The organism is Herbaspirillum hiltneri N3 (genome assembly GCF_001267925.1).
Classification (GTDB): Bacteria; Pseudomonadota; Gammaproteobacteria; order Burkholderiales; family Burkholderiaceae_D; genus Herbaspirillum; species Herbaspirillum hiltneri.
Genome location: NZ_CP011409.1, coordinates 3,271,191 through 3,293,112 on the forward strand (window position 1 = coordinate 3,271,191; position 21,922 = coordinate 3,293,112).

Sequence of the window (21,922 nt, forward strand, 5' to 3'; positions counted from 1 at the left end):
CCGCCACAACTTTCCCTTCACATCCGCTACTTCGCTTTCGCCAGCATGTTGAACACGCTGGAAAAATCCAGTCCGCCCGATCCCGACTTGCTGTGGATGTCGTACAGATTGCGCGCCAAGGCGCCCATCGGCACGCTGCTGCCGGTAGCCAGCGCGTTCTCGACGGCCAGGCCCAGGTCCTTGAGCATCAGGTCGACGCCGAAGCCGCCGGCGTAGCCTTTCGATGCCGGCGCATTTTCCATCACGCCGGGGCAAGGATTGTAGACTTCCAGCGTCCAGTTGCGGCCCGAGCTCTTGGACATCACTTCCGACAAGACCTTGGGGTCCATGCCGTTGGCGATGCCGAGGCGGATCGCTTCGGAGGTGCCAATCATCAGGATGCCCAGCAGCATGTTGTTGCACACCTTGACGGTCTGGCCGCTGCCGCTGGCGCCGGCGTGGTAGATCGCCTTGCCCATCTTTTCGAGATAGGGCCGGGCGAGAGCGAAACCGTCGTCGGTGCCGCCGACCATGAAGGTCAGCGTTCCGGCAGTGGCGCCGCCGGTGCCGCCGGAGACCGGGGCGTCCAGCATGGTGTAGCCTTTTTCCAGCGCGGCGGCGGCGACCTTGCGGGCGCTTTCCGGAGCGATGGTCGAGCAGTCGATCAGCAGGGTGCCGGGCCTGATGTTAGCCAGGATGCCCTTGTCACCGAGGTAGATCGACTCGACGTGCTTGCTGGCCGGCAGCATGGTGATAACGACCTTGGCCTTGGTCACGGCGGCCATGGCATCGGCTTCCGTGACGCCGCCGGACTCGACCAGCTTGTCGACGCTGGCCTTGACCAGGTCATGCCCGCTGACCGCATAGCCCGCCTTGACCAGGTTCTGCGCCATGGGCAAGCCCATGTTGCCCAGGCCAATGAAAACGATATCGGCGCTCATGTTGTTCTCCTCTGCTTGTTCAATGGCGGATGCTTACTTCAGCGAGATGGTCGTGTTGACCTGGCCGGCCTCTTCATCCGGCGCATACCAGCGCGCGGTCACGGTCTTGGTCTGCGTCCAGAACAGTACCGCCTGCTTGCCGTTCGGGCCGAGATCGCCGAGCTTGGAAGCGCGCGAACCGGTAAAGCTGAAATACGCCACAGGCACCGGGATCGGCACGTTGATGCCGACCTGGCCGACGTCGATTTCGTTCTGGAACTTGCGTGCCGCCCAACCGGACGAGGTGAAGATCGAGGTGCCGTTGCCGTTCGGATTGGCGTTGATGAAAGCGATGGCGTCGTCCAGGGTGTCGACTTCGACGATGCACATCGCCGGTCCGAAGATCTCCTGTTCGTAGATGTCCATGCCGGCCTTGACGCCGGTGAACACGGTCGGGCCGACGAAGTTGCCGGACTCGTTGCCGGGCACCTTGCAGTTGCGGCCGTCGAGCAGCAGCTTGGCGCCCTGCTCCACGCCGACGCCGATCAGGCGCTCGACACGTTCCTTGGCGGCCTTGGAAACCAGCGGGCCGACATCGGCCTTGCGATCGCTGCCCGGACCGACTTTCATCGCCTTGGAGCGCTCGACGATTTCCGGGATCCATTCCTTGGTCTTGCCGACCAGAACCACCACCGAGTTCGCCATGCAACGCTGGCCGGCCGCGCCGAATGCTGCACCCAGCAAGTTGTTGATGGCTTGATCCTTCGGTGCGTCAGGCAGCACGATGCAGTGGTTCTTGGCGCCCATCATGCACTGTGCGCGCTTGCCGGCTTCGCTGGCGCGGCGGTAGACGTGGGTGCCGACATTGGTCGAACCGATGAAGGACACGGCCTTGATATCGGGATGATCGCAGATCATGTTGGCGACGTCAGGACCGCCATGCACCACGTTCAGCACGCCCGGCGGCAGGCCGGCCTTGTTGGCCAGTTCGACCAGGAACAGCGACGAGGTCGGATCCTGTTCGGACGGCTTGAGCACGAAGGTGTTGCCGCAGGCGACCGCGATCGGGAACATGAAGCAAGGCAGCATGACCGGGAAGTTGAACGCGGTGATGCCGGCGCCCACGCCGATCGGCTGGTGAATGGTGTAGACGTCGACGCCGCCGGCCACGTTCTCGGCCAGCTCGCCCAGTTGCAGCGAAGTGATCGAACAGGCGTGCTCCACCACTTCGAGGCCGCGCATGACTTCGCCTTCGGCGTCCGGCAGAGTCTTGCCGTGCTCACGCGTGATCAGTTCGGCCAGCGGCGCGATATTGTCGCGCAGCAGTTGCTGGAACTTGAGCATGATGCGCATGCGTTGCGCCAGCGAAGTATTGCGCCAGGTCTTGAACGCCTCCTTGGCGTTGGCGACGGCACGATCGACTTCCTCCTTGGTTGCGAACGGCACGCGCGCGACGACTTCCTGCGTGGCCGGATTGAGCACGTCGCGCCATTCTTTCGAAGTCGACTGGACGTGTTCGCCGTTGATGTAGAGGGGAACGTTAGGAATGTTGGCTTGGCTCATGATGCATTTTCCATAGTGATGTAGAAGGAACCGGCAATCGTGTCAAACCCGCGTCGGAGATGGTTGGCAGGTAAAACACGACTCCCGGAAAAACTTATTTGACCAGCGGGCAAGCCGCGTCCATCGGACGGAAGGCTTGTTGCGCAGGAATGGTCGACAGCAATTTCAGGTAATCCCAGGGCGCCTTCGATTCAGCCGGCGACTTGACCTGGTACAGGTACATGTCGTGGATCACGCGGCCATCAGGACGGATCGAGGCATTGCGCATGACGACGTCGCTGATCGGAATCTCGCGCATTTTTTGCGAGACGACTTTCCAGTCGGCGGTCTTGGCGGCGGCGCGCGCCTTCAGGAAGTGGTACACGCTGGAATACACGCCGGCCTGCACCATGGTCGGCTTGTTGTTCTTGAACTGCGCTTCAAAACGCTTGGAGAAACCACGCGTCTGTTCGTCGTAATCCCAGTAGAAGCCGTCGGTGTAGACCAGGCCCTGGGCGGCATCGAGACCGAGTGCATGGACATCGGACAGGAACACCAGCAGCGCCACCAGGCGTTGATCCTTGCCGCCCACGGCGAACGAACGCGCCTGCTTGATCGCGTTGACGACGTCGGTGCCGCCGTCAGCCAGGCCGATCACCTGGGCCTTGGAAGCCTGCGCCTGCAGCAGGAAGGACGAGAAGTCGGAAGCGTTCAGCGGATGACGGACCGAACCCAGCACGGTGCCGCCGTTGGCCTTGACGACGTCGGAGGCGTCCTTCTCCAGCGAGTGGCCGAAGGCGTAGTCAACCGTGACGAAATACCAGGACTTGTTGCCCAGCTTGGTCAGCGCAGCAGCCGCACCGGCCGCTTGCGAATAGGTGTCGAACATCCAGTGGAAACCATTGGACGCGCATTCGGCAGTGGTCAGCGCGCCGGTGGCCGGGCCGCTATACATGGCGATGCCGCCCTTTTCCTTGATCAGCTTCTGCACAGCCAGCGCCACCGACGAATTGGTCAGGTCGGCGATTGCCTCGACCTTGTCGCGGTCCAGCCATTCACGTGCGCGCGTCACGCCGACGTCGGGCTTGTTCTGGTTGTCGGCTGACAGCACTTCGATCTTCATGCCCTTGCATTCGGCCTTGAGGCAATCCTCGATCGCCAGCCTGGCTGCGACCACCGAACCCTGGCCGCCCATGGCGGAGTACGGACCGGACATGTCGGTCAGGATGCCGATTTTGACGGTGTCGGAGTTTTGCGCCTGGACGGCGCCGGAAATACAGGTCAGGGAAAGCGCTGCGACGGCCAGGCCGGCGCGGATATTCTTTTGCATGGAGTCTCCTCGTTTATATATTTTTATGAAATTGCTCTGTGGCGATTTCGAGGTTCATTTTGCATGTGCGTTAATATCGTTACAATAACCAATAATTCAAAAGCCTTTTGCATAATTGCAAAGACATGACAAAAATGCACAATGGAGACAAGATGCTGGATTGGGACAACCTGCGGGTATTTCTCGAGCTTACGCGCAGCCAGGGATTGGTCGATGCCGCCAAGAAACTCGGCATCGATCATTCGACCGTATCGCGGCGCATCAAGCGCTTCGAAGATCAGGTCGGCAGTCAGCTGTTCGACCGCAACAATCACGGCTACAGCCTGACCGCCGACGGCTACCGGCTGGTGGAATACGCGGAGAAGATAGAAAGCACCGTCTACGCCGCCGCCGAAGAACTGGGCGGCCATAACAGGCTGCTGTCGGGCCAGGTGCGCCTGGGCGCGACGGAGGGCTTCGGCACCTTCGTATTGGCGCCGCACATCGCGCATTTCTGCGCGCGCAATCCGCACATCTCGGTGGACATGCTGCCGATGCCGCGATTCGTCAATCTGTCCAAGCGCGAGGCCGACATCAGCGTGACCATCGAGCGGCCGGTCAGCGGTAATTACGTTGTCACGAAACTGGCGGACTATGCCCTGAAGCTGTACGCCACACCGGCCTATCTCGACGGCCATCCGCCCGTGCGCAGCGTGGACGATCTCGAGTCGCATGCCTTCATCGGCTATATTGACGATCTGGTGTTCAGCGAAGAACTGCGCTACAAGGAGAACATCGCGCCCGAGGCTTTTCGCGCCTTCCGCAGCACCAGCGTGATCGCGCAATACACGGCGGCACGCAGCGGCCAGGCGCTGGCGATCCTGCCCTGCTTCCTGGCCCAGCAGTCGGACGACCTGGTGCCGGTGCTGCCCGATGAAGTCGAAATCAAGCGCTCGTTCTGGCTGGTGGCCGCCAGTGAACAGCGGCACGTGGCGCGGGTGTCGGCCTTATGGAGCTACCTGCGCGACTGTATGGAGCCGAACAAGGAATTTTTGATGGGGAAGTCGCGTCAGATGACGTGGATCAAATGAGAACGCGCAACCAGCGCGCATTGTATGTGTTTCAGCAATCCCACCAGAGCCTCCCGGCTCGCACATCAGGAGATCAGCATGGCAGCAAAGAAGATTTTATTGTTGACCGGCGACTTTGCCGAAGATTACGAGACCATGGTGCCCTTCCAGGCGCTGCAAATGGTCGGTCACACGGTGCACGCCGTCTGCCCCGGCAAGAAGGCCGGCGACAAGATCAAGACTGCCATCCACGATTTTGAAGGCGACCAGACCTATACCGAAAAGCCGGGCCACCAGTTCGCGCTCAATGCCAGCTTCGACGACGTCGATCCGGCCAAATACGACGCCGTTGTCATTGCCGGCGGCCGCGCGCCGGAATACCTGCGCCTGGACGCCAAGGTGATCGCCATCGTGCGCCATTTCGCCGAAGCGAAGAAGCCGATCGCGGCGGTCTGCCACGGCGCGCAGTTGTTGGCGGCGGCGGGCGTGATCGAGGGCAAGAAGATTTCGGCTTATCCGGCCTGCGCGCCGGAAGTCAAACTGGCCGGCGGCCACTATGCCGAGATCGCCGTCGACAGCGCCGTCACCGACGGCAACTTCGTCACCTCGCCGGCATGGCCGGGGCATCCGGAGTGGCTGGCGCAGTTCCTCAAGGTGCTGGGCACGGAGATCAAGCTGTAGTCTTTTGCTTAGCCCGAAAAAAAGCCGCAGCCTGTGATGGGCTGCGGCTTTTTTACGTCATTTGCTGCTCAACGCCTGGCGATCCAGGCCGGCGATTCCTTTTCGAGGAAGGCGCGCAGGCCCTCCTTGCCCTCATCCGACGCGCGCAGATCGGCGATCACGCCGATGGTGTAGTCGCGCAGCGCCGGCGTGGCGGGCAAGGGATTGGCGACCTGCGCCAGCTCCTTGGCTCGCCGCATGGCCTGCGGGCCGTTGGCCAGCAAGGTGGCGATGATTTGTTCGGTCTTTGCCTCCAGCTCCGCCGCCGGCACCACTTCATGCACCAGGTCGATGGCGGCGGCGCGGATGGCCGTGAAGCGCTCGGCGGTAACGAAGTAGCGGCGCGCCTGCGACGTGCCGATCTTGGCGATCACGTACGGACTGATGACCGCAGGCGCCAGGCCGAGCTTGACTTCCGACAGCGCGAAAAACGCCTGGTCGCTGGCGATAGCGACGTCGCAACAGGCCACCAGGCCGACGCCTCCGCCCATCACCGTGCCCTGGATACGCGCCACGGTCGGGCATGGGAAATTGTTGAGGTTTTCCATCAGCGCGGCGAGCTGGTGCGCGTCCTTGATGTTGTCCTCGCGCGTGGCGTCGGCCATGCGGCGCATCCAGCCGAGATCGGCGCCGGCGGAAAAGGATTTGCCGGTCGAGGCCAGCACCAGCACCTTGACTTGCGGGTTGTCGCGCGCTTGCGCGATCAAGTCGATCAGATGGGCGATCAACAGGTCGTCGAAGGCGTTGTGGACTTCGGGGCGGTTCAGGGTGATGGTGGCTACCCCGCGCGCGTCGATGGCGAGATCGGCGGCTTGGCTCATGGTGTGCTCCTTTGTCTTCTATTGATTACTTGATGGCTGATGGTAAAAGAAAAATGCGGTCAAGGGGATGTGCGGGAGGAGATTAGCCGGAAATGAGGAGATTGGTTGTCTTTGGGAGGACAAAGGCGGAGGTGAGTGCGGCGGGATTTGCGGCGGGTTTCGCCCGCTTTGCGGGCGTGCGCGTTTCGGCTTTGCCGAAACATTGCTTTTTGTTCTTGGGATTATTTTTTACGGCGTTAACTTCGAAGCCGGCTAACGAACGCTGCGCGTCCGGGGATTCGCCTACCTTCGGCAGGCCGCGGTTTCGCTTGCAAGCGAAACCCTTCGAATCCCCCAAGTGATGTGCGCAGGCACATCACTTGGGGACGTCAAAATAAAAATGCCCGCATCAGCGGGCATTTTTGTTTTGGCGTCCCCAGGGGGATTCGAACCCCCGTACTCACCGTGAAAGGGTGATGTCCTAGGCCTCTAGACGATGGGGACAAAGTCCTGTACTGCAGTAACCGTTCAAATAGCACATTGCAAAAGCTGGCGTCCCCAGGGGGATTCGAACCCCCGTACTCACCGTGAAAGGGTGATGTCCTAGGCCTCTAGACGATGGGGACATCGCATACATCATGTCCCGCAGCTGTTACCGTACTACGACTGTGTGGCATCACAGTTTGTTACCTGCATCTTACTGCTTGTTCGCTGGTGGAGGTAAGCGGGATCGAACCGCTGACCTCTTGCATGCCATGCAAGCGCTCTCCCAGCTGAGCTATACCCCCTTGCGAAGAAGCGAGATTATGCAATACCCATGGGTAAATAGCAAGCGGGTTTTTAGAAAAGACCCTCTTTTTATGACAAATAGTTTTGCAAGCGCGCCAACACAACGTCACGCCCGAACAATTCCAGCACCGCGTCGATCGCCGGGGTCTGCAACTGACCTGCGACGATCAGGCGCAACGGCATCGCCAGCAGCGGCATCTTGAGCGTGTGGGCGGCCAGCACTTCCTTGATCATGGCGCCCAGCGCGGCCTTGTTCCATTCCACCGTGGCGCAGCGTGCGGCGAAATCCTGCAGCGCCGGCTTGATCGCGTCGGTGATGTGCTGCGCCACCAGCGCTGCATCAGGAGCCGGCTGACGGTAGAACATCTGCACCGCGGTCGCCAGTTCATTAACGGTGTTGGCGCGCTCCTTGAGCAGTGCTATGGTCTGCGCCAGCGGCGGCGCGCCGTCGAATTGCGCCCCCTCTTTTTCCAGCAGCGGACGCGCCAGCGCGGCCAGGCGTTCGTTGTCGGCCAGCTTGATGTAGTGGTTATTGAGCCAGGCCAGTTTTTCCGGATTGAATTGCGCGGGCGACTTCGACAAGTGGTCGAGGTCGAACCAGCCGCAGAATTGTTCCATCGAGAAAATCTCTTCGTCGCCGTGGCTCCAGCCCAGGCGCGCGAGGTAATTCAGCATCGCTTCCGGCAAGAAACCTTGCGCCGGATAATCCATCACGCTGACCGCACCGTGGCGTTTGGACAGCTTCTCGCCGTCCGCGCCGAGGATCATCGGCACGTGGCCATATTGCGGCAGCGTGCCGCCCAGCGCCTTGAGGATGTTGATCTGGCGCGGTGTGTTGTTGACATGGTCGTCGCCGCGGATCACATGGGTGATCTTCATGTCCCAGTCGTCCACCACCACGCAGAAGTTGTAGGTCGGGGTGCCGTCCGGACGTGCGATCACCAGGTCATCCAGCTCGCGGTTGGAAATCGTGATAGGCCCCTTGACCACGTCGTCCCAAGTGACGTCGCCGTCGAGCGGATTGCGGAAACGCACTACCGGCTTGCGCCCCTCCGGAATCGCCGGCAAGGTCTTGCCGCGCTCCGGACGCCAGGTACCGTCGTAACGCGGCTTTTCACCGGCGGCGCGTTGACGCTCGCGCATCGCTTCAACTTCTTCCGGCGAGGAGTAGCAATGATAGGCGGTGCCCTGCAACAGCATTTCCGCCACCACTTCGCGGTAGCGGGCCATGCGCTTCATCTGATAGAACGGACCTTCGTCATGGCTCAGTCCCAGCCACTGCATGCCGTCGATGATGGCCTGCACCGCTTCCGGGGTGGAACGCTCCAGGTCGGTGTCTTCGATGCGCAGGATGAAGGTGCCGCCAAAACGGCGCGCATAGGCCCACGAAAACAAGGCCGTACGTGCGCCGCCCAGGTGAAGATAGCCAGTCGGGCTGGGCGCAAAACGGGTGCGAACGGGAGTAGTAGGTGCTGTGGATGTCATGATAAATAAAAACGGCCTTGGAACGCCAAAGCCGTTGTCAGTCTGATCGGAAAGACGCCATTTTACCGCGTCGGCCGCCGCGATGGAACGCAGCGGCGGCAGACGGCGGGCGGCGCCCCGGTTTTACTTCACGGTGATGTTGATGGTCTTGCTCATGGCCGGACCATAGGACTGGTGCGCGCCGTCGGCGAACTGCATGGTCAGCTTGTACTTGCCGGGCGGCAGCGTCACCTTGGCTTCGGTCTGGCCCTTGCCGTAATGCAGGTGAGTGTCGTCCATCGGAATCGGCGCGCCCTTGGCGATCGGACCGGTATTGATCAGCAAGTGATGATGGCCGGTGTTGGGCGCCATCTCGCCGGCCGGCTTGACTTCCATGCCGGTGACGGCGAACTTGGCGTCGAACGGACTGGTGACGACCGCACCATCCATCGGCGCCGTGAACGACACCGACGGCTCGGCCGCCTGCGCCGTTGCGGCGAGCAGGACGGATGCGGCAAGCAGGGTCTTGATGAATCGGGATGGTCGAGACTGTCGGGATGGTCGGGATGTCACAGATATCAGGGATGTCATTGCAGTTCTCCTGGCTACGTTCGTTAATCGGATTCCCCCCATGGCGCCGCCGGCATCAGCCGGTCAATCGTTCTGGATCACGATGCTCGGAAACTTGCTGGTCATGTCCTTGGCTTTTTCCGCCACTTTGACGGCAACCTTGCGCGCGATGCTCTTGTAAATCTCCGCCACCGCGCCGTTCGGCTCGGCCACCACCGTCGGACGGCCGGAATCGGTCTGCTCGCGAATCTCCATCGTCAGCGGCAAGGCGCCGAGGAAGTCGACGCCGAAGTCGGCGCACATCTTCTCGCCGCCGCCGCTGCCGAAGATCGCTTCAGCGTGGCCGCAGTTGGAGCAGATGTGCGTGCTCATGTTCTCGACGATGCCGAGGATGGGGATACCCACCTTCTCGAACATCTTCAGGCCCTTGCGCGCATCCAGCAAGGCGATGTCCTGCGGCGTCGTGACGATCACCGCACCGGTGACCGGCACCTTTTGCGACAGCGTCAGCTGTACGTCGCCGGTGCCCGGCGGCATGTCGACGATCAGATAATCAAGATCGCGCCAGTTGGTCTGGTCCAGCAATTGCTGCAAGGCTTGCGTGACGATCGGGCCGCGCCACACCATCGGCTCGTCCGGATCGATCATGAAGCCGATCGAGGAGACTTGCAGGCCATGGTTTTCCAGCGGCTCCATGGTCTTGCCGTCCTTGGTTTCCGGTTTGGCGTCGATGCCCAGCATCATCGGCTGCGACGGGCCGTAGATGTCGGCGTCGAGGATGCCCACCCGCGCACCTTCGGCGGCCAGCGCCAGCGCCAGGTTGGCGGCGGTGGTGGATTTGCCGACACCGCCCTTGCCCGAAGCCACGGCGATGATGTTCTTGACGTTGGATTTAAGCTTGATGCCGCGCTGCACCGCATGCGCGACGATCTTGAAATAGACGTTGGCCTTGACCGTGCCGACGCCGGCCACGCTGCGCACGGCGGCCTCGGCGGCGCTGCGGATGGGTTCGATCTGGCTGTTGGCCGGATAGCCCAGTTCGACGTCGACGGCGACATCGGCGCCGGTGATCTGAATGTTCCTGACCGACTTGCCCGCCACCAGATCCTTGCCGGTATTGGGGTCGATAACCTGGGACAGCGCTGCTTTGACGACTTCTGCGGTGATGCTCATTACCTCTCCTTGATAGACATGCGCAAGTCTAAACCAATCGGGCCGCCGCCACAGGCGGATCGACAAAGCATCATCGGCAAAAAATTGCCTTCCAGACATCAAATCGGCGTTCCGATGACTGCGGCTTGCGCCTTGTTTGTCCATCACCCCTGCGCCAAAAGCCTCGCGGCTGCTAAAATGGCCCTCTTTCCGATCACCCACCCAAAGCAAGCATTGCCAATGAGCACTTCATCGTCACGCCAACTTTTCGTTACCACCGCCCTTCCCTACGCCAACGGCGCGTTCCACATCGGCCACATCATGGAATACATCCAGGCCGATATCTGGGTCCGGTTCCAACGAATGCAGGGCCATGAAGTCCATTTCGTCGGCGCCGACGATGCCCACGGTGCGCCGATCATGATCGCGGCTGAAAAAGCCGGCGTGACGCCGCAGCAGTTCGTCGCCGACATCTCGGCCGGACGCAAGCAATACCTGGACGGCTTCCACATCGCCTTCGACAACTGGAGCTCGACCGACAGCAAGGAAAACCACCAGCTGTCGCAAGACATCTACCGCGCCCTGCGCGACGATGCCAAACTGATCACGACCAAGACCATCGACCAGTTCTTCGACCCGGTCAAGAACATGTTCCTGCCGGACCGCTACATCAAGGGCGAATGCCCGAAGTGCGGCACCAAGGACCAGTACGGCGACTCCTGTGAAAACTGCAGCGCCGTCTATGCGCCGACCGACCTCAAGAATCCGTACTCGACGCTGTCGGGCGCGACGCCGGTAATGAAATCGTCGGAGCACTTCTTCTTCAAGCTGTCGGATCCGAAGTGCGTGGCCTTCCTGCGTGAATGGGCCCTGGACAATAACCGCCTGCAGCCGGAAGTCGCCAACAAGTGCCGTGAATGGCTGGACGGCAAGGATGAAGAAAACACCGGCCTGGGCGACTGGGACATCAGCCGCGACGCGCCTTACTTCGGCATCGAAATTCCCGATGCGCCGGGCAAGTACTTCTATGTCTGGCTGGATGCGCCGATCGGTTACCTGGCTTCGCTGAAAAATTACTTCGAGAAGACCGGTCGCGATTTCGACGCCTTCATGGCCGACGACAAGACCGAGCAGTACCATTTCATCGGCAAGGACATCACCTACTTCCACACGCTGTTCTGGCCCGCCATGCTCAAGTTCGCCGGCCGCAAGACGCCGACCAACGTATTCGCGCACGGCTTCATCACCGTCAGTGGCGAAAAAATGTCGAAGTCGCGCGGCACCGGCATCTCGCCGCTGCGCTACCTCGACATCGGCATGAACCCGGAATGGCTGCGCTACTACATCGCCGCCAAGCTCAACGCCAAGGTGGAAGACGTCGACTTCAACCCGGACGACTTTGTGGCACGCGTCAACGCCGACCTGATCGGCAAATACGTCAACATCGCCAGCCGCGCGGCCGGCTTCATCGCCAAGCGTTTCGACGGCAAGCTGTCCACCGCGTGGGCGACTGCCGACGACGCTTTCCTGGCGAAGCTGCGCGGCATCGCGCCGGACATCCTGGCGCTCTACGAGCAACGCGAATACGGCAAAGCCCTGCGCGCGATCATGGAGCAAGCCGACGTCATCAACGCCTACGTTGACGCCAACAAGCCATGGGAACTGGCCAAGGACACCGCCAAGGATGCGCAATTGCATGAAGTCTGCAGCCGCCTGCTGGAGGCCTTCCGCATCCTGACCGTCTACCTGAAACCGGTGCTGCCGCAACTGGCCGCGCAGGTCGAGGGCTTCCTCAATGTCGCGCCGTTCGCCTGGGCTGACGTCCAGACCGCGCTGCCCGATGGCCACGTGATCAACGCCTACGCCCACCTGATGCAACGCGTCGATCCCAAGATGCTGGATGCGCTGTTCGATGCGCCGGAAGTTGCTGCTGCACCTGCCGAAACCGCTGACGCCGGCATCGAAGAACTCGCGCCCGAAATCAGCATCGACGATTTCGCCAAGATTGATTTGCGCATTGCCAAAATTGTGAATTGCGAAGCCGTCGAAGGCTCGACCAAGCTGCTGCGGCTGACGCTGGACGCCGGCGAAGGCAAGACGCGCAATGTGTTCTCCGGCATCGCTTCGGCCTACAAGCCGGAAGAGCTGGTCGGCAAGCTGACCGTGATGGTCGCCAACCTGGCGCCGCGCAAGATGAAGTTCGGCATTTCCGAAGGCATGGTGCTGGCCGCTTCGGCCAAGGATGAAAAAGCCAAGCCTGGCATCTATGTGCTCAATCCGTGGCCGGGCGCCGAGCCGGGCATGCGGGTTCGTTGATCCGGCGTCACACGGACAAGCTCATGGCAGACACCGACCTTCTGATCCGCGAAGCCACCGTCGACGACGCGGAGCTGATCGCCGAACTCACGCGCGCCAGCTGGGCCAACAAGGTTGCGCCCAGCTCGAGCGGCCATCGTGAAGAACCCAAGCGCGTTGCTGAAGACCTGCAACGCGGCGGCGGTTTCGTGCTGCTGCGCGACGATGTGCCGGCCGGTTCGGTGCGCTGGCTGCCGCTGGACACTGAACTCGGCGTCTGGGAAATCCTGCGCATGGGCATCCTGCCCGGCTATCGCGGCGAACGGCTGTCGCAGCATCTGATGGAAGCGCTGATTCATCGCGCCCTCGCCGCCGACATCGGCGAGCTGCGCCTGGCGGTCCGCAGCGACCAGGAGCAACTGCTCGACGTCTACGCCGCCTTCGGCTTTGAAATCGCCCCCGAGCTGGAATACACCCGCGCCAACCCGATGGAGCCTGCACCCATCGTGATGCGTCGCTGGCTGCGCAACTAAGAAACCTTCTCCGCATTCAGAGCCGTCGCCTGCGACGGCTTTTCTTTTTCTTCCCCGTCCCTGTTTCCACTCGTCATCACGTCGGCTTGCACCGGCACGCCGATGCTGCACGGCGTCAGGCGCCGGACTTGATTTATCGAATCAATTCGATTATTGTACAAACGTTCAATACTACTGAGCATCTGTTCAAACATAAAAATGGCTACCGGGGAACGTCAGGACATCGCTTATTCGGCCGTGCGCGTCGCACGCCTGTACTACTTCCAGAACATGACGACGGCTGCCATCGCGGAAGAGATCGGCACTTCGCGCGCGACCGTGTCGCGTCTGCTGTCCTACGCCATGGAAAACGGCCTGGTCGAGATCCGCGTGCACGATCCGCAGGAACTCTCTGGCAATCTCGAAGCTGCCATCACCAAACACCATCCGCTGCGCTCGATCCAGGTAGTGCCGGTGCCGGCCGCCGCCACCGAGCGCGAAAGCATGCAGCGCGTCGCCGCGCACACCGCCGCCTACCTGAATACGCTGATGCAGCCGTCCACCGTCATCGGCCTGGCCTGGGGCAACACCGTCGCCGCCATCGCCGACAACCTGAGTCCGAAGGCCGTACACGACGTCGACGTGGTGCAGCTCAACGGTTCCGGCGCCGGCGCCAACATCGTCAACACCTTCGGCGAATCGCTGGTGTCGCGCTTCGCCCAGAACTATGGCGGCCGCGCCCACAGCTTCCCGGTGCCGGCGTTCTTCGACTATGCCGACACGCGCACCGCGCTGTGGCGCGAACGCAGCATCAAGGCCATCCGCACGCTGCAGAACGACGCGTCGATCCTGCTGTTCAGCATCGGCGCTGCCGAAACCGGCAGCCACATCCACACCGGCGGCTACCTCGACAAGCAGGACCAGCAAGACATCCGCCGCGACGACGTGATCGGCGACATCGCCACCGTGTTCTTCCGCGATGACGGCAGCTGGCGCGACGTCGCGCTCAATGCGCGCAGCAGCGGTCCGGATCTCGACCGCTTCCAGCGCGCCGCGCATTCGATCTGCGTGGTGTCCGGCAAGGGCAAGATTCCCGGCCTGCGCGCAGCGTTACTGGGCGGCTTCATCAATGAACTGGTGATCGACGAACCCACCGCCCGGCTGCTGGTGCAACAGCTGGACGAAAACGAAGGCGAGGCGGCAACGGAAGCGCCCGCCGGCAAGACCGCAAACAACAAGACCAACCGCAAGAAATCAAAGCAATGAGCAACGTAATGAGTACAGCGACCACTTCGGAAACCTACGATCTCCTGATCATCGGCGGCGGCATCAACGGCGCCGGCGTGGCGCGCGATGCCGCCGGACGCGGTCTCAAGGTCGCCCTGTGCGAGCAAAACGATTTCGCCGGCGCGACCTCGTCGGCCAGCACCAAGCTGATCCACGGCGGGCTGCGCTATCTCGAATACTATGAATTTCGCCTGGTCGCCGAAGCGCTGGCCGAGCGCGAACATCTGCTCAACATCGCACCGCACATCGCCTGGCCGCTGCGCTTCGTCATGCCGCACGTCAAGGGCCTGCGCCCACGCTGGATGATCCGCCTCGGCTTGTGGATGTACGACCATATCGGCGGCCGCATCACGCTGCCGCATTCGGCAGGCATCAAGCTCGATCAGATGAATGCGCCGAGTGGTCTGCGCATGGATATCACGCGCGGCTTCGCCTATTCCGACGCCTGGGTCGATGACGCCCGCCTGGTGATCCTGAACCTGCTGAGCGCCCAGGAACACGGTGCCGACATCTTCGCGCGCACGCGCCTGGTCGACGCCAGGCGCAGCAACGGCCTGTGGCAATGTGAAGTCGAAAACACCGTCACCGGAACACGCGAGCAGCTCACCGCGCGTGCGGTCGTCAACACCGCCGGACCGTGGGTGGCGAAGATAGACCAGCTGCTCAACCCGGCCCGGCAAGGCAAAGTGCATGCCGCCGTCAAGCTGGTGCGCGGCAGCCACATCGTGGTGCCGCGCCTGTTTGCCGGCGAGCACGCCTACATCCTGCAAAACGACGACAAGCGCATCGTCTTCATGATTCCCTACGAAGACAAGTTCACGCTGATCGGCACCACCGACGTGCCGCAGGAGAACATGGACAACGGCGCCACGATCAGCACCGACGAAGAAGCCTACCTGCTGCGCGCGGTCAATCAGTATCTCGCCAAGCCCATCAGCGACGCCGACATCGTCTGGCGCTACGCCGGCGTGCGCCCGCTGTTCGACGACGAGTCCGACAATCCGTCGGCGGTCACGCGCGACTACACGCTGATGCTGCATGACGCCGACAACGTTCCGTGCGTGTCGGTCTACGGCGGCAAGATCACCACCTATCGCCGCCTGGCCGAATCGGTACTGGAAAAACTGGCGCCCTGGACCAGGACCCGCCGCGGCTCATGGAGCAAGGACGAAGCCCTGCCCGGCGGCAAGTTCAAGCGCGCCGACCGCGCCCAGGAACTGGATTACCTGAAAAAGAAATACGCCGGGCTCGATGCCCACTTCCTGACGCGCCTGTTCGGTCGCCACGGCCGCATCGCCCACGTCATCCTCAAGGAAGCGCAGACGCCGGACGAACTGGGCCGCGACTTCGGCGGCGGCCTGGTGCAGCGCGAGGTCGATTACCTGATCACGAACGAATGGGCTTACCAGCCGGACGACATCCTGTGGCGCCGCACCAAGTGCGGCCTGCACATGAGCCAAGAGCAGCGCGCCGAGTTTGCCGCGTGGTTCAACGAACGCTGCCCGCGCCGGAGCTGACATGAAGCCGCTGAACCAGCTTCCACGCGAACAAGCCAGGCAAGTCACGACCGTCTTTACCGACATCGACGACACCCTCACCACCGGTGGCAAGCTCAGCGCTCAAGCCTATGAGGCGCTGGAATCGCTGCAGCGCAGCGGCTTGCGCGTCATTCCCGTGACCGGACGTCCGGCCGGCTGGTGCGACCATATCGCGCGCATGTGGCCGGTCGACGGCGTCATCGGAGAAAACGGCGCGCTCTACATGTGGCGTGACGGCGCCAGCGGCAAACTGCACACGCGCCATCTGCTGGAAGAAGATATCCGCCGTGAAAACACCGCCCGCCTGGCTGCGGTGCGCGAAAAAATCCTGCGCGAAGTCCCGGGCTGCGCGGTCGCCTCGGATCAGTTCTGCCGCCAGTACGATCTGGCCATCGATTTCTGCGAAGACGTGCCATCATTGGAACTTGATGTAATCGATTGCATCGTAAGGATTATGGAAGAAGCAGGCATGACCGCCAAAATCAGCTCGATTCACGTCAACGGCTGGTTCGGCGACTACGACAAACTCAGCATGGCGCGCCTGATGATGCAGGAGCGCTACGACATCGATCTGGACGACGAAGCCGAACGCCATCGTTGCGTGTTCGCCGGCGACTCGCCCAACGATGCGCCGATGTTCGCCTATTTCCCGCTGTCGGTGGGTGTGGCCAACGTGCTCGATTTTGCCGATCGCCTGCCGCATCCGCCTCGTTTCATCACGCACCGGGCCAGCGGCGCCGGATTTGCCGAACTGACGCAACACCTGCTGGAGCCATGACCACCCTTCTCAACCTGCTTTCCGCATTGGCCCTGCTGGTATGGGGCACCCACATCGTGCGCACCGACGTGCTGCGCGTCTACGGCGCGCAGCTGCGCCGCATCCTGAGCACCAGCATCAAGCGCCGCAGCCTGGCCTTCCTGGCCGGTGTCGGCGTCACCAGCCTGGTCCAGAGCAGCAACGCCACCGCCGTCATCGTCTGCTCCTTCGTCGCCCAGGGCCTGGTCGGACTGACGCCGGCGCTGACCATCATGCTCGGCGCCGACGTCGGCACCGCGCTGATGACGGGCGTGCTGAGTTTCGACCTGTCGTGGATTTCGCCGCTGCTGATTTTCGGCGGCGTGGTGGTCTATCTCTCGCGCCGTCACACCTCGACCGGCCGACTGGCCCGCGCCGTGATCGGCCTCGGCCTGATCCTGCTGGCGCTGGAAATGATCACGGCGGCGACGCGGCCGATGATCCAGGGCGCCGGCATCAAGGTGCTGTTTTCCACACTGACCGGCGACATCATCCTCGACGCGCTGATCGGCGCAGTGTTCGCGATGCTGACCTACTCCAGCCTGGCCGCCGTGCTGCTGGCGGCGACGCTGGCGACCTCCGGCATCATTTCGCTGAAAGTCGCGCTGTGCCTCGTGATCGGCGCCAATCTCGGCAGCGGCATCCTGGCGCTGCTGACTGCGGCCAGCCAGAACGTCGCGGGCCGGCGGGTAGCGCTGGGCAGCATGCTGTTCCGCCTGTCGGGCGCGATCGTGGTGCTGCCCTTCATCCATTACATCGAGTTGTGGATCGCCCTGCTGGGCAAGGATCTGCGCCTGAGCGTGGTGGCCTTCCACGTGCTGTACAACACGGTGCGCTGCGGCCTGCTGCTGCCGCTGGTGGAACCGATGTCGCGCCTGTGCGTGCGACTGTTGCCCGAGTCGCAGAAGGACGAGGAAGACGCCGCCGTCGCGCGCCATCTTGACCTCGCGGCCATCGACACCCCCTCGCTGGCCTTGGCCAATGCCTCGCGTGAAGTGCTGCGCATCGGCGACCTGATCGAGAAGATGCTGCTGAGCCTGTTGCCGGTCATCCGCGACAACAACCAGCAACGTGCGCAGCAGATCCGCAAGCTCGACGACGACGTCGACAAGTTGTACACGGCGGTGAAAATGTACCTCGCTCGCGTCTCACGCGAAGAGCTTAATGAGAAGGAAGTGCGCCGCTGGACCAATATCGTCACGCTGACCATCAACCTGGAACAGGCCGGCGACATCATCGAACGCATCGTCAAGGGCATCGAAAGCAAGAAGATTGCGCTGCAGCGCAGCTTCTCCGCGGCCGGCATGAACGAGGTCTGCGAAATGCACGCGCGCCTGGTGGCGAGCCTGCAACTGGGCCTGTCGGTTTTCCTCGACGGCGACCTCAAGAGCGCGCAAAAACTGCTGGCCGAGAAGGAAGCCTTCCGCGATCTCGAACGGGCCTACTCAAAGACCCACCTCACCCGCCTGGCCGGCGAAACCCAGCAAAGCATCGAAACCAGTTCCCTGCACCTGGACCTGATCAGCGACATGCGCCGCATGCATTCGCTGTTCTGCTCGACCGCGTATCCGGTGCTGGACGAAGCCGGCATGCTGCGCCGCAGCCGCATGGACATCGGGGACGATCCGGTGGTGGTGCAGGAGCGCCAGGAGTTCGGCGACTACTCGCATCCGCCCTGATCAAACCCGCTGACCGGTAGCGACCACCGGTCAGTGCCCGGAAATCTCCGAAATCGACATGCGCACGACCTTGCCGGTCTCCATGTCAAAATGCACGTTGAACAGCCGTTCTTCATGGACGTGCAGGTATTTCCAGTCCCACACTTCTTCCTTCTTGCGCGGGAACGGCACCACGGTGCGCGGGCGGCCGAGCATGTTGCGCACCTCTTCGCGGCTCATGCCCTTTTGCACCTTGTCGAAGTTTTCTGCCGTCAACACTTGTTGATAATCCGACAATTTTCCGTCGGCGCCGATGCGGAACATCCAGGTCCGCACGCCTTGCGGCCCCTTCGGATATTCCAGCGTGCGGCCGCCGTCGCTCTCCTCGCGTACGCTGTCCGGCTGCCCCATCACGCCGCGCACGTCGGCCTCGGTCGATACGCCTTTGTTCAACTTGTCCAAACCGAATTCCTCCACCGGATTGCCGTTGCGGTCGCAACCGAGCGCAAGCACTGTCGCGCAGACGGCCAGCAGCCGGGCCAGCAACTTGTTTTTGATCATGGTCATGTTTGATGTTCGTGCTTCAAGACAGGGTAGAATAGCGGTTATTAGCCAGTTAACAAGAAATCCCGGGATAAATCATGTTCTTCAGCAAACTTTTCACCTCGTACGAGTCGGAAGCCACCAAGTTCATCGCCGAACTCAAGGAAAAGAATCCCGACCTCGAAGAACAGCAACGCGCCGGCCGTGCCTTGCTGTGGGACAAGACGCCGCTGGATCTGGACAAGACCGCGCGCGAGACCGAATCCCGCGTCAAGCAACAGCCTTACGTTTACCAAAACCATTAATCAGTCAGCATGATCGAAAACGCCGGGACTCCATCCTCCGACGCTGCCGAACTGACGCTGGAAGGCCAGCCGGACTCGACCCCCAACGTGGTCGATGGCGTTGCGTTCGCCAAGCTGTACGGCGAGCCGCTGTTCAAGCTGCCCAACGATCTGTACATTCCGCCGGACGCGCTGGAGATTTTCCTGGAAGCGTTCCAGGGACCGCTGGATCTGCTGCTGTACCTGATCCGCAAACAGAACTTCAACATCCTCGACATCCCGATGGCGCAGGTCACCCTGCAGTATCTGGAATACGTCGAGCAGATCCGCAAACACAACCTTGAGCTGGCCGCAGAATACCTGCTGATGGCGGCGATGCTGATCGAGATCAAATCGCGCATGCTGCTGCCGGTCAAGAAGGCCGACTCCGGCGAAGAAGCCGAGGATCCGCGTGCTGAGCTGGTGCGCCGCCTGCTCGAGTACGAACAGATGAAGCTGGCCGCGCAAGAACTCGATTCGCTGCCGCAAGTCGGCCGCGACTACGTCCGCACCCAGGTCTACGTGGAGCAAACCGTGGTCACGCGCTGGCCCGAAGTCAATCTCGACGACCTGCAAGCCGTGTGGACCGACATCATGCGCCGCGCCAAGCTGACCGCGCATCACCACATCAGCCGCGAAGAACTGTCGGTGCGCGAGCACATGACCGGCATCCTGCGCCGCCTGCGCTCGGCGCGCTTCGTCGAGTTCGCCGAACTGTTCGATCCGGCGCGCGGCGTGCCGGTGGTGGTGGTGAACTTCATCGCCCTGCTCGAGCTGGCCAAGGAAACCCTGATCGAAATCACCCAGGCCGAAGCCTTCGCGCCGATTTACGTGCGGCTGTCGTACTCGCCGAGCTGATTCGTCAGCCCGGCCGTTCCAGTACAGCGCAGCCCGCTTCCGTACCCCATCCACGACATAACGCCATGAAAATCATCTCGTCCATCGAAGAACTGCGCGACCAGCTGCGCGGCCAATTGCGCACCGCCTTCGTCCCGACCATGGGCAACCTGCACGAAGGCCACTTGTCGCTGATGCGCCTGGCCCGCACCCACGGCGATCCGGTGGTGGCGTCGATTTTCGTCAATCGCCTGCAGTTCGGACCGAACGAAGACTTCGACAAGTATCCGCGCACCTTCCAGGCCGACGTCGAAAAACTGGAAAAAGAAGGTGTCTACGTCCTGTTCGCACCGACCGAAAGAGATCTCTATCCCGAACCGCAGGAATACCGCGTGCAGCCGCCGGATGACCTCGGCAATATCCTCGAAGGCGAATTCCGTCCCGGCTTTTTCACCGGCGTAACGACCGTCGTGCTCAAGCTGTTCTCGTGCGTGCAACCGCGCGTAGCAGTGTTCGGCAAGAAGGATTACCAGCAGCTCATGATCGTGCGCAACATGGCGCGCCAGTTCGCGCTGCCGACCGAAATCATCGCTGCCGAAACCTGGCGCGCCGACGACGGCCTGGCGCTGTCCTCGCGCAACGGCTACCTGTCCTCCGACGAGCGCGCCGAAGCGCCCGAACTGTACAAGGTGCTCAACCAGGTCGCCGACGAAGTGCGTGGCGGCCATCCCGACGTCTTCAAGCTCGAGCGCAAGGCCATGGATGCGCTGGCGCAGCGCGGCTGGCAACCCGATTACGTGTCGATCCGCAAACGCAACGACCTGCAACCGCCGTCTGCCGGCGATCTGGCGCAAGGCGAACAACTGGTCGTGGTCGCCGCCGCCAAGCTCGGCAAGACGCGCCTGATCGACAATCTCGAAGTCTGATGCGCCATCGGCTGACGTCGCTGCGTTCCGCTCTGCCGGCGGCGCTTGCTTTGCTTTATGCGGGCAACGCCGCCGCAAACATTACCGTCACCGACGATTTCGGCAACGACATCCGCCTGGAAAAACCGGCGCGCCGCATCGTCAGCTTGTCGCCTCACACCACCGAATTGCTCTATGCCGCCGGCGCTGGACCGTATGTCATCGGCGTCAGCAATTACAGCAACTATCCTCCGGCCGCGTCGCAAGTGACCTCGGTCGGCCGCATCGGCGCGGTCGACATCGAAAAAATCCTCACCCTCAAACCCGATCTGGTGCTGGCCTGGCGCAGCGGCAATTCGGCCTCGCAATTGCAGCAACTGCGTTCATTCGGTTTGCCCGTGTTTGAAAGCCAACCGGCCGACTACGCGACGATTGCGACGTCGCTGGAACGGTTGGGCGCGCTCAGCGGCACCGAGGCGGAAGGAAAAAAAGCCGCCGCAGATTTCCGCGCGCGCTGGCAGGCGCTGAGCCGCAACTATCGCGACCGCAAGCCGGTCAACGTGTTCTATCAGATCTGGGGACGCCCGCTGATGACGCTCAACGGCAAGCACATGGTATCGACGGTGCTACGCACCTGCGGCGGCAACAACATCTTCGGCGACTTGCCGCAGCTGGCGCCGCACGTCAGCCTGGAGTCGGTGATCGCCGCCAATCCCGAAGCCATCCTCACCCCCGACGACGCCAGGGATCACCCGCTCGACGAATGGCGCCAGTTCAGCAAGATGAAGGCGGTGGCCGCCGGCAACCTGTTCACGGTCAACGCCGACTGGCTCAACCGTCCGGGGCCACGCGTGCTCGACGCGACCGAAGAGGTCTGCAAGATCCTCGACACGGTGCGCTCGCGCCGCTAGGG

The 21,922-nt window shown here is 62.1% G+C and carries 21 protein-coding genes and 3 tRNA genes; 12 read left to right on the plus strand and 12 right to left on the minus strand.

The window, feature by feature from the left end; genetic code table 11:
* Positions 1–26: 26 nt before the first annotated feature.
* The 3 genes from mmsB to F506_RS14915 form a co-directional block, all read right to left on the minus strand.
* On the minus strand, positions 27–920 hold the full coding sequence (gene mmsB, locus F506_RS14905) for a 3-hydroxyisobutyrate dehydrogenase (protein WP_053198668.1): 894 nt from the start codon (positions 918–920) through the stop codon (positions 27–29).
* Between the two features lie 33 nt (positions 921–953).
* Entirely contained in the window at positions 954–2,462 is a 1,509-nt protein-coding gene (locus F506_RS14910) for a CoA-acylating methylmalonate-semialdehyde dehydrogenase (RefSeq protein ID WP_053198670.1), read from the minus strand.
* A gap of 94 nt (positions 2,463–2,556) precedes the next feature.
* On the minus strand, positions 2,557–3,771 hold the full coding sequence (locus F506_RS14915) for an ABC transporter substrate-binding protein (protein ID WP_053198672.1): 1,215 nt from the start codon (positions 3,769–3,771) through the stop codon (positions 2,557–2,559).
* Positions 3,772–3,923: 152 nt separating this feature from the next.
* On the opposite strand from F506_RS14915, the gene F506_RS14920 reads away from it, so the two are divergent.
* Positions 3,924–4,841, plus strand: a complete 918-nt coding sequence (locus F506_RS14920) for a LysR family transcriptional regulator (RefSeq protein WP_053198674.1) — start codon at positions 3,924–3,926, stop codon at positions 4,839–4,841.
* 78 nt (positions 4,842–4,919) lie between these two features.
* Positions 4,920–5,501: a DJ-1/PfpI family protein gene (locus F506_RS14925; RefSeq protein ID WP_053198677.1), complete on the plus strand. Its 582-nt coding sequence runs from the start codon at positions 4,920–4,922 to the stop codon at positions 5,499–5,501.
* Between the two features lie 68 nt (positions 5,502–5,569).
* Here F506_RS14925 and F506_RS14930 read toward each other — a convergent pair whose 3' ends face one another.
* The 7 genes from F506_RS14930 to apbC form a co-directional block, all read right to left on the minus strand.
* Complete coding sequence (locus F506_RS14930; protein WP_053198678.1) at positions 5,570–6,361, minus strand: enoyl-CoA hydratase-related protein; 792 nt, start codon at positions 6,359–6,361, stop codon at positions 5,570–5,572.
* A gap of 407 nt (positions 6,362–6,768) precedes the next feature.
* Positions 6,769–6,844, minus strand: a tRNA-Glu gene (locus F506_RS14940).
* Positions 6,845–6,890: 46 nt separating this feature from the next.
* A tRNA-Glu gene (locus F506_RS14945) sits at positions 6,891–6,966 on the minus strand.
* 86 nt (positions 6,967–7,052) lie between these two features.
* Positions 7,053–7,128 (minus strand) — tRNA-Ala (locus F506_RS14950).
* 70 nt (positions 7,129–7,198) lie between these two features.
* Complete coding sequence (gltX, locus tag F506_RS14955; protein ID WP_053198683.1) at positions 7,199–8,614, minus strand: glutamate--tRNA ligase; 1,416 nt, start codon at positions 8,612–8,614, stop codon at positions 7,199–7,201.
* 123 nt (positions 8,615–8,737) lie between these two features.
* Positions 8,738–9,184 carry a DUF4399 domain-containing protein gene (locus F506_RS14960; RefSeq protein WP_053198685.1) on the minus strand — a complete coding sequence of 149 codons (447 nt, stop codon included), beginning with the start codon at positions 9,182–9,184 and terminating at the stop codon, positions 8,738–8,740.
* A gap of 63 nt (positions 9,185–9,247) precedes the next feature.
* Positions 9,248–10,336 carry an iron-sulfur cluster carrier protein ApbC gene (apbC, locus tag F506_RS14965; RefSeq protein WP_053198686.1) on the minus strand — a complete coding sequence of 363 codons (1,089 nt, stop codon included), beginning with the start codon at positions 10,334–10,336 and terminating at the stop codon, positions 9,248–9,250.
* Positions 10,337–10,555: 219 nt separating this feature from the next.
* Here apbC and metG point away from each other — a divergent pair, with 219 nt between their 5' ends.
* Together metG and F506_RS14975 are read left to right on the plus strand one after the other, a co-directional pair.
* Complete coding sequence (gene metG / locus F506_RS14970) at positions 10,556–12,631, plus strand: methionine--tRNA ligase (protein WP_053198688.1); 2,076 nt, start codon at positions 10,556–10,558, stop codon at positions 12,629–12,631.
* A gap of 23 nt (positions 12,632–12,654) precedes the next feature.
* Positions 12,655–13,143: a GNAT family N-acetyltransferase gene (locus F506_RS14975; protein ID WP_053201673.1), complete on the plus strand. Its 489-nt coding sequence runs from the start codon at positions 12,655–12,657 to the stop codon at positions 13,141–13,143.
* Here F506_RS14975 and F506_RS14980 read toward each other — a convergent pair.
* Entirely contained in the window at positions 13,140–13,337 is a 198-nt protein-coding gene (locus F506_RS14980) for a hypothetical protein (RefSeq protein WP_053198691.1), read from the minus strand. The genes F506_RS14975 and F506_RS14980 overlap by 4 nt on opposite strands.
* A gap of 4 nt (positions 13,338–13,341) precedes the next feature.
* On the opposite strand from F506_RS14980, the gene F506_RS14985 reads away from it, so the two are divergent.
* Genes F506_RS14985 through F506_RS15000 form a run of 4 tightly spaced genes read left to right on the plus strand, consistent with a single transcriptional unit; the run spans position 13,342 to position 18,422 of the window.
* Complete coding sequence (locus F506_RS14985) at positions 13,342–14,388, plus strand: sugar-binding transcriptional regulator (RefSeq protein WP_053198693.1); 1,047 nt, start codon at positions 13,342–13,344, stop codon at positions 14,386–14,388.
* An 8-nt stretch (positions 14,389–14,396) separates the two neighbouring features.
* Entirely contained in the window at positions 14,397–15,926 is a 1,530-nt protein-coding gene (gene glpD / locus F506_RS14990) for a glycerol-3-phosphate dehydrogenase (RefSeq protein WP_053201675.1), read from the plus strand.
* Between the two features lies 1 nt (position 15,927).
* The gene (locus tag F506_RS14995; protein WP_053198695.1) at positions 15,928–16,725 is read left to right on the plus strand and encodes an HAD-IIB family hydrolase; all 798 of its coding nucleotides are present in this window, start codon (positions 15,928–15,930) and stop codon (positions 16,723–16,725) included.
* The gene (locus tag F506_RS15000; RefSeq protein ID WP_053198697.1) at positions 16,722–18,422 is read left to right on the plus strand and encodes a Na/Pi cotransporter family protein; all 1,701 of its coding nucleotides are present in this window, start codon (positions 16,722–16,724) and stop codon (positions 18,420–18,422) included. The genes F506_RS14995 and F506_RS15000 overlap by 4 nt, the downstream gene beginning before the upstream one ends.
* Before the next feature lie 30 nt (positions 18,423–18,452).
* Here F506_RS15000 and F506_RS15005 read toward each other — a convergent pair whose 3' ends face one another.
* Positions 18,453–18,962 (minus strand): outer membrane protein assembly factor BamE, encoded by a 510-nt coding sequence (locus F506_RS15005; RefSeq protein WP_053201677.1) that lies wholly within the window; start codon positions 18,960–18,962, stop codon positions 18,453–18,455.
* Positions 18,963–19,042: 80 nt separating this feature from the next.
* Between F506_RS15005 and F506_RS15010 the strand changes: the two genes are divergently transcribed.
* From F506_RS15010 to F506_RS15025, 4 genes are all read left to right on the plus strand, one after another.
* Entirely contained in the window at positions 19,043–19,249 is a 207-nt protein-coding gene (locus F506_RS15010) for a DUF3460 family protein (RefSeq protein ID WP_053198698.1), read from the plus strand.
* 9 nt (positions 19,250–19,258) lie between these two features.
* Entirely contained in the window at positions 19,259–20,125 is an 867-nt protein-coding gene (locus tag F506_RS15015; protein ID WP_053198701.1) for a segregation and condensation protein A, read from the plus strand.
* Positions 20,126–20,190: 65 nt separating this feature from the next.
* Positions 20,191–21,030: a pantoate--beta-alanine ligase gene (panC, locus tag F506_RS15020; protein ID WP_053198703.1), complete on the plus strand. Its 840-nt coding sequence runs from the start codon at positions 20,191–20,193 to the stop codon at positions 21,028–21,030.
* Positions 21,030–21,920 (plus strand): cobalamin-binding protein, encoded by an 891-nt coding sequence (locus tag F506_RS15025; RefSeq protein WP_053198705.1) that lies wholly within the window; start codon positions 21,030–21,032, stop codon positions 21,918–21,920. The genes panC and F506_RS15025 overlap by 1 nt, the downstream gene beginning before the upstream one ends.
* The last annotated feature ends 2 nt before the right edge of the window (positions 21,921–21,922 follow it).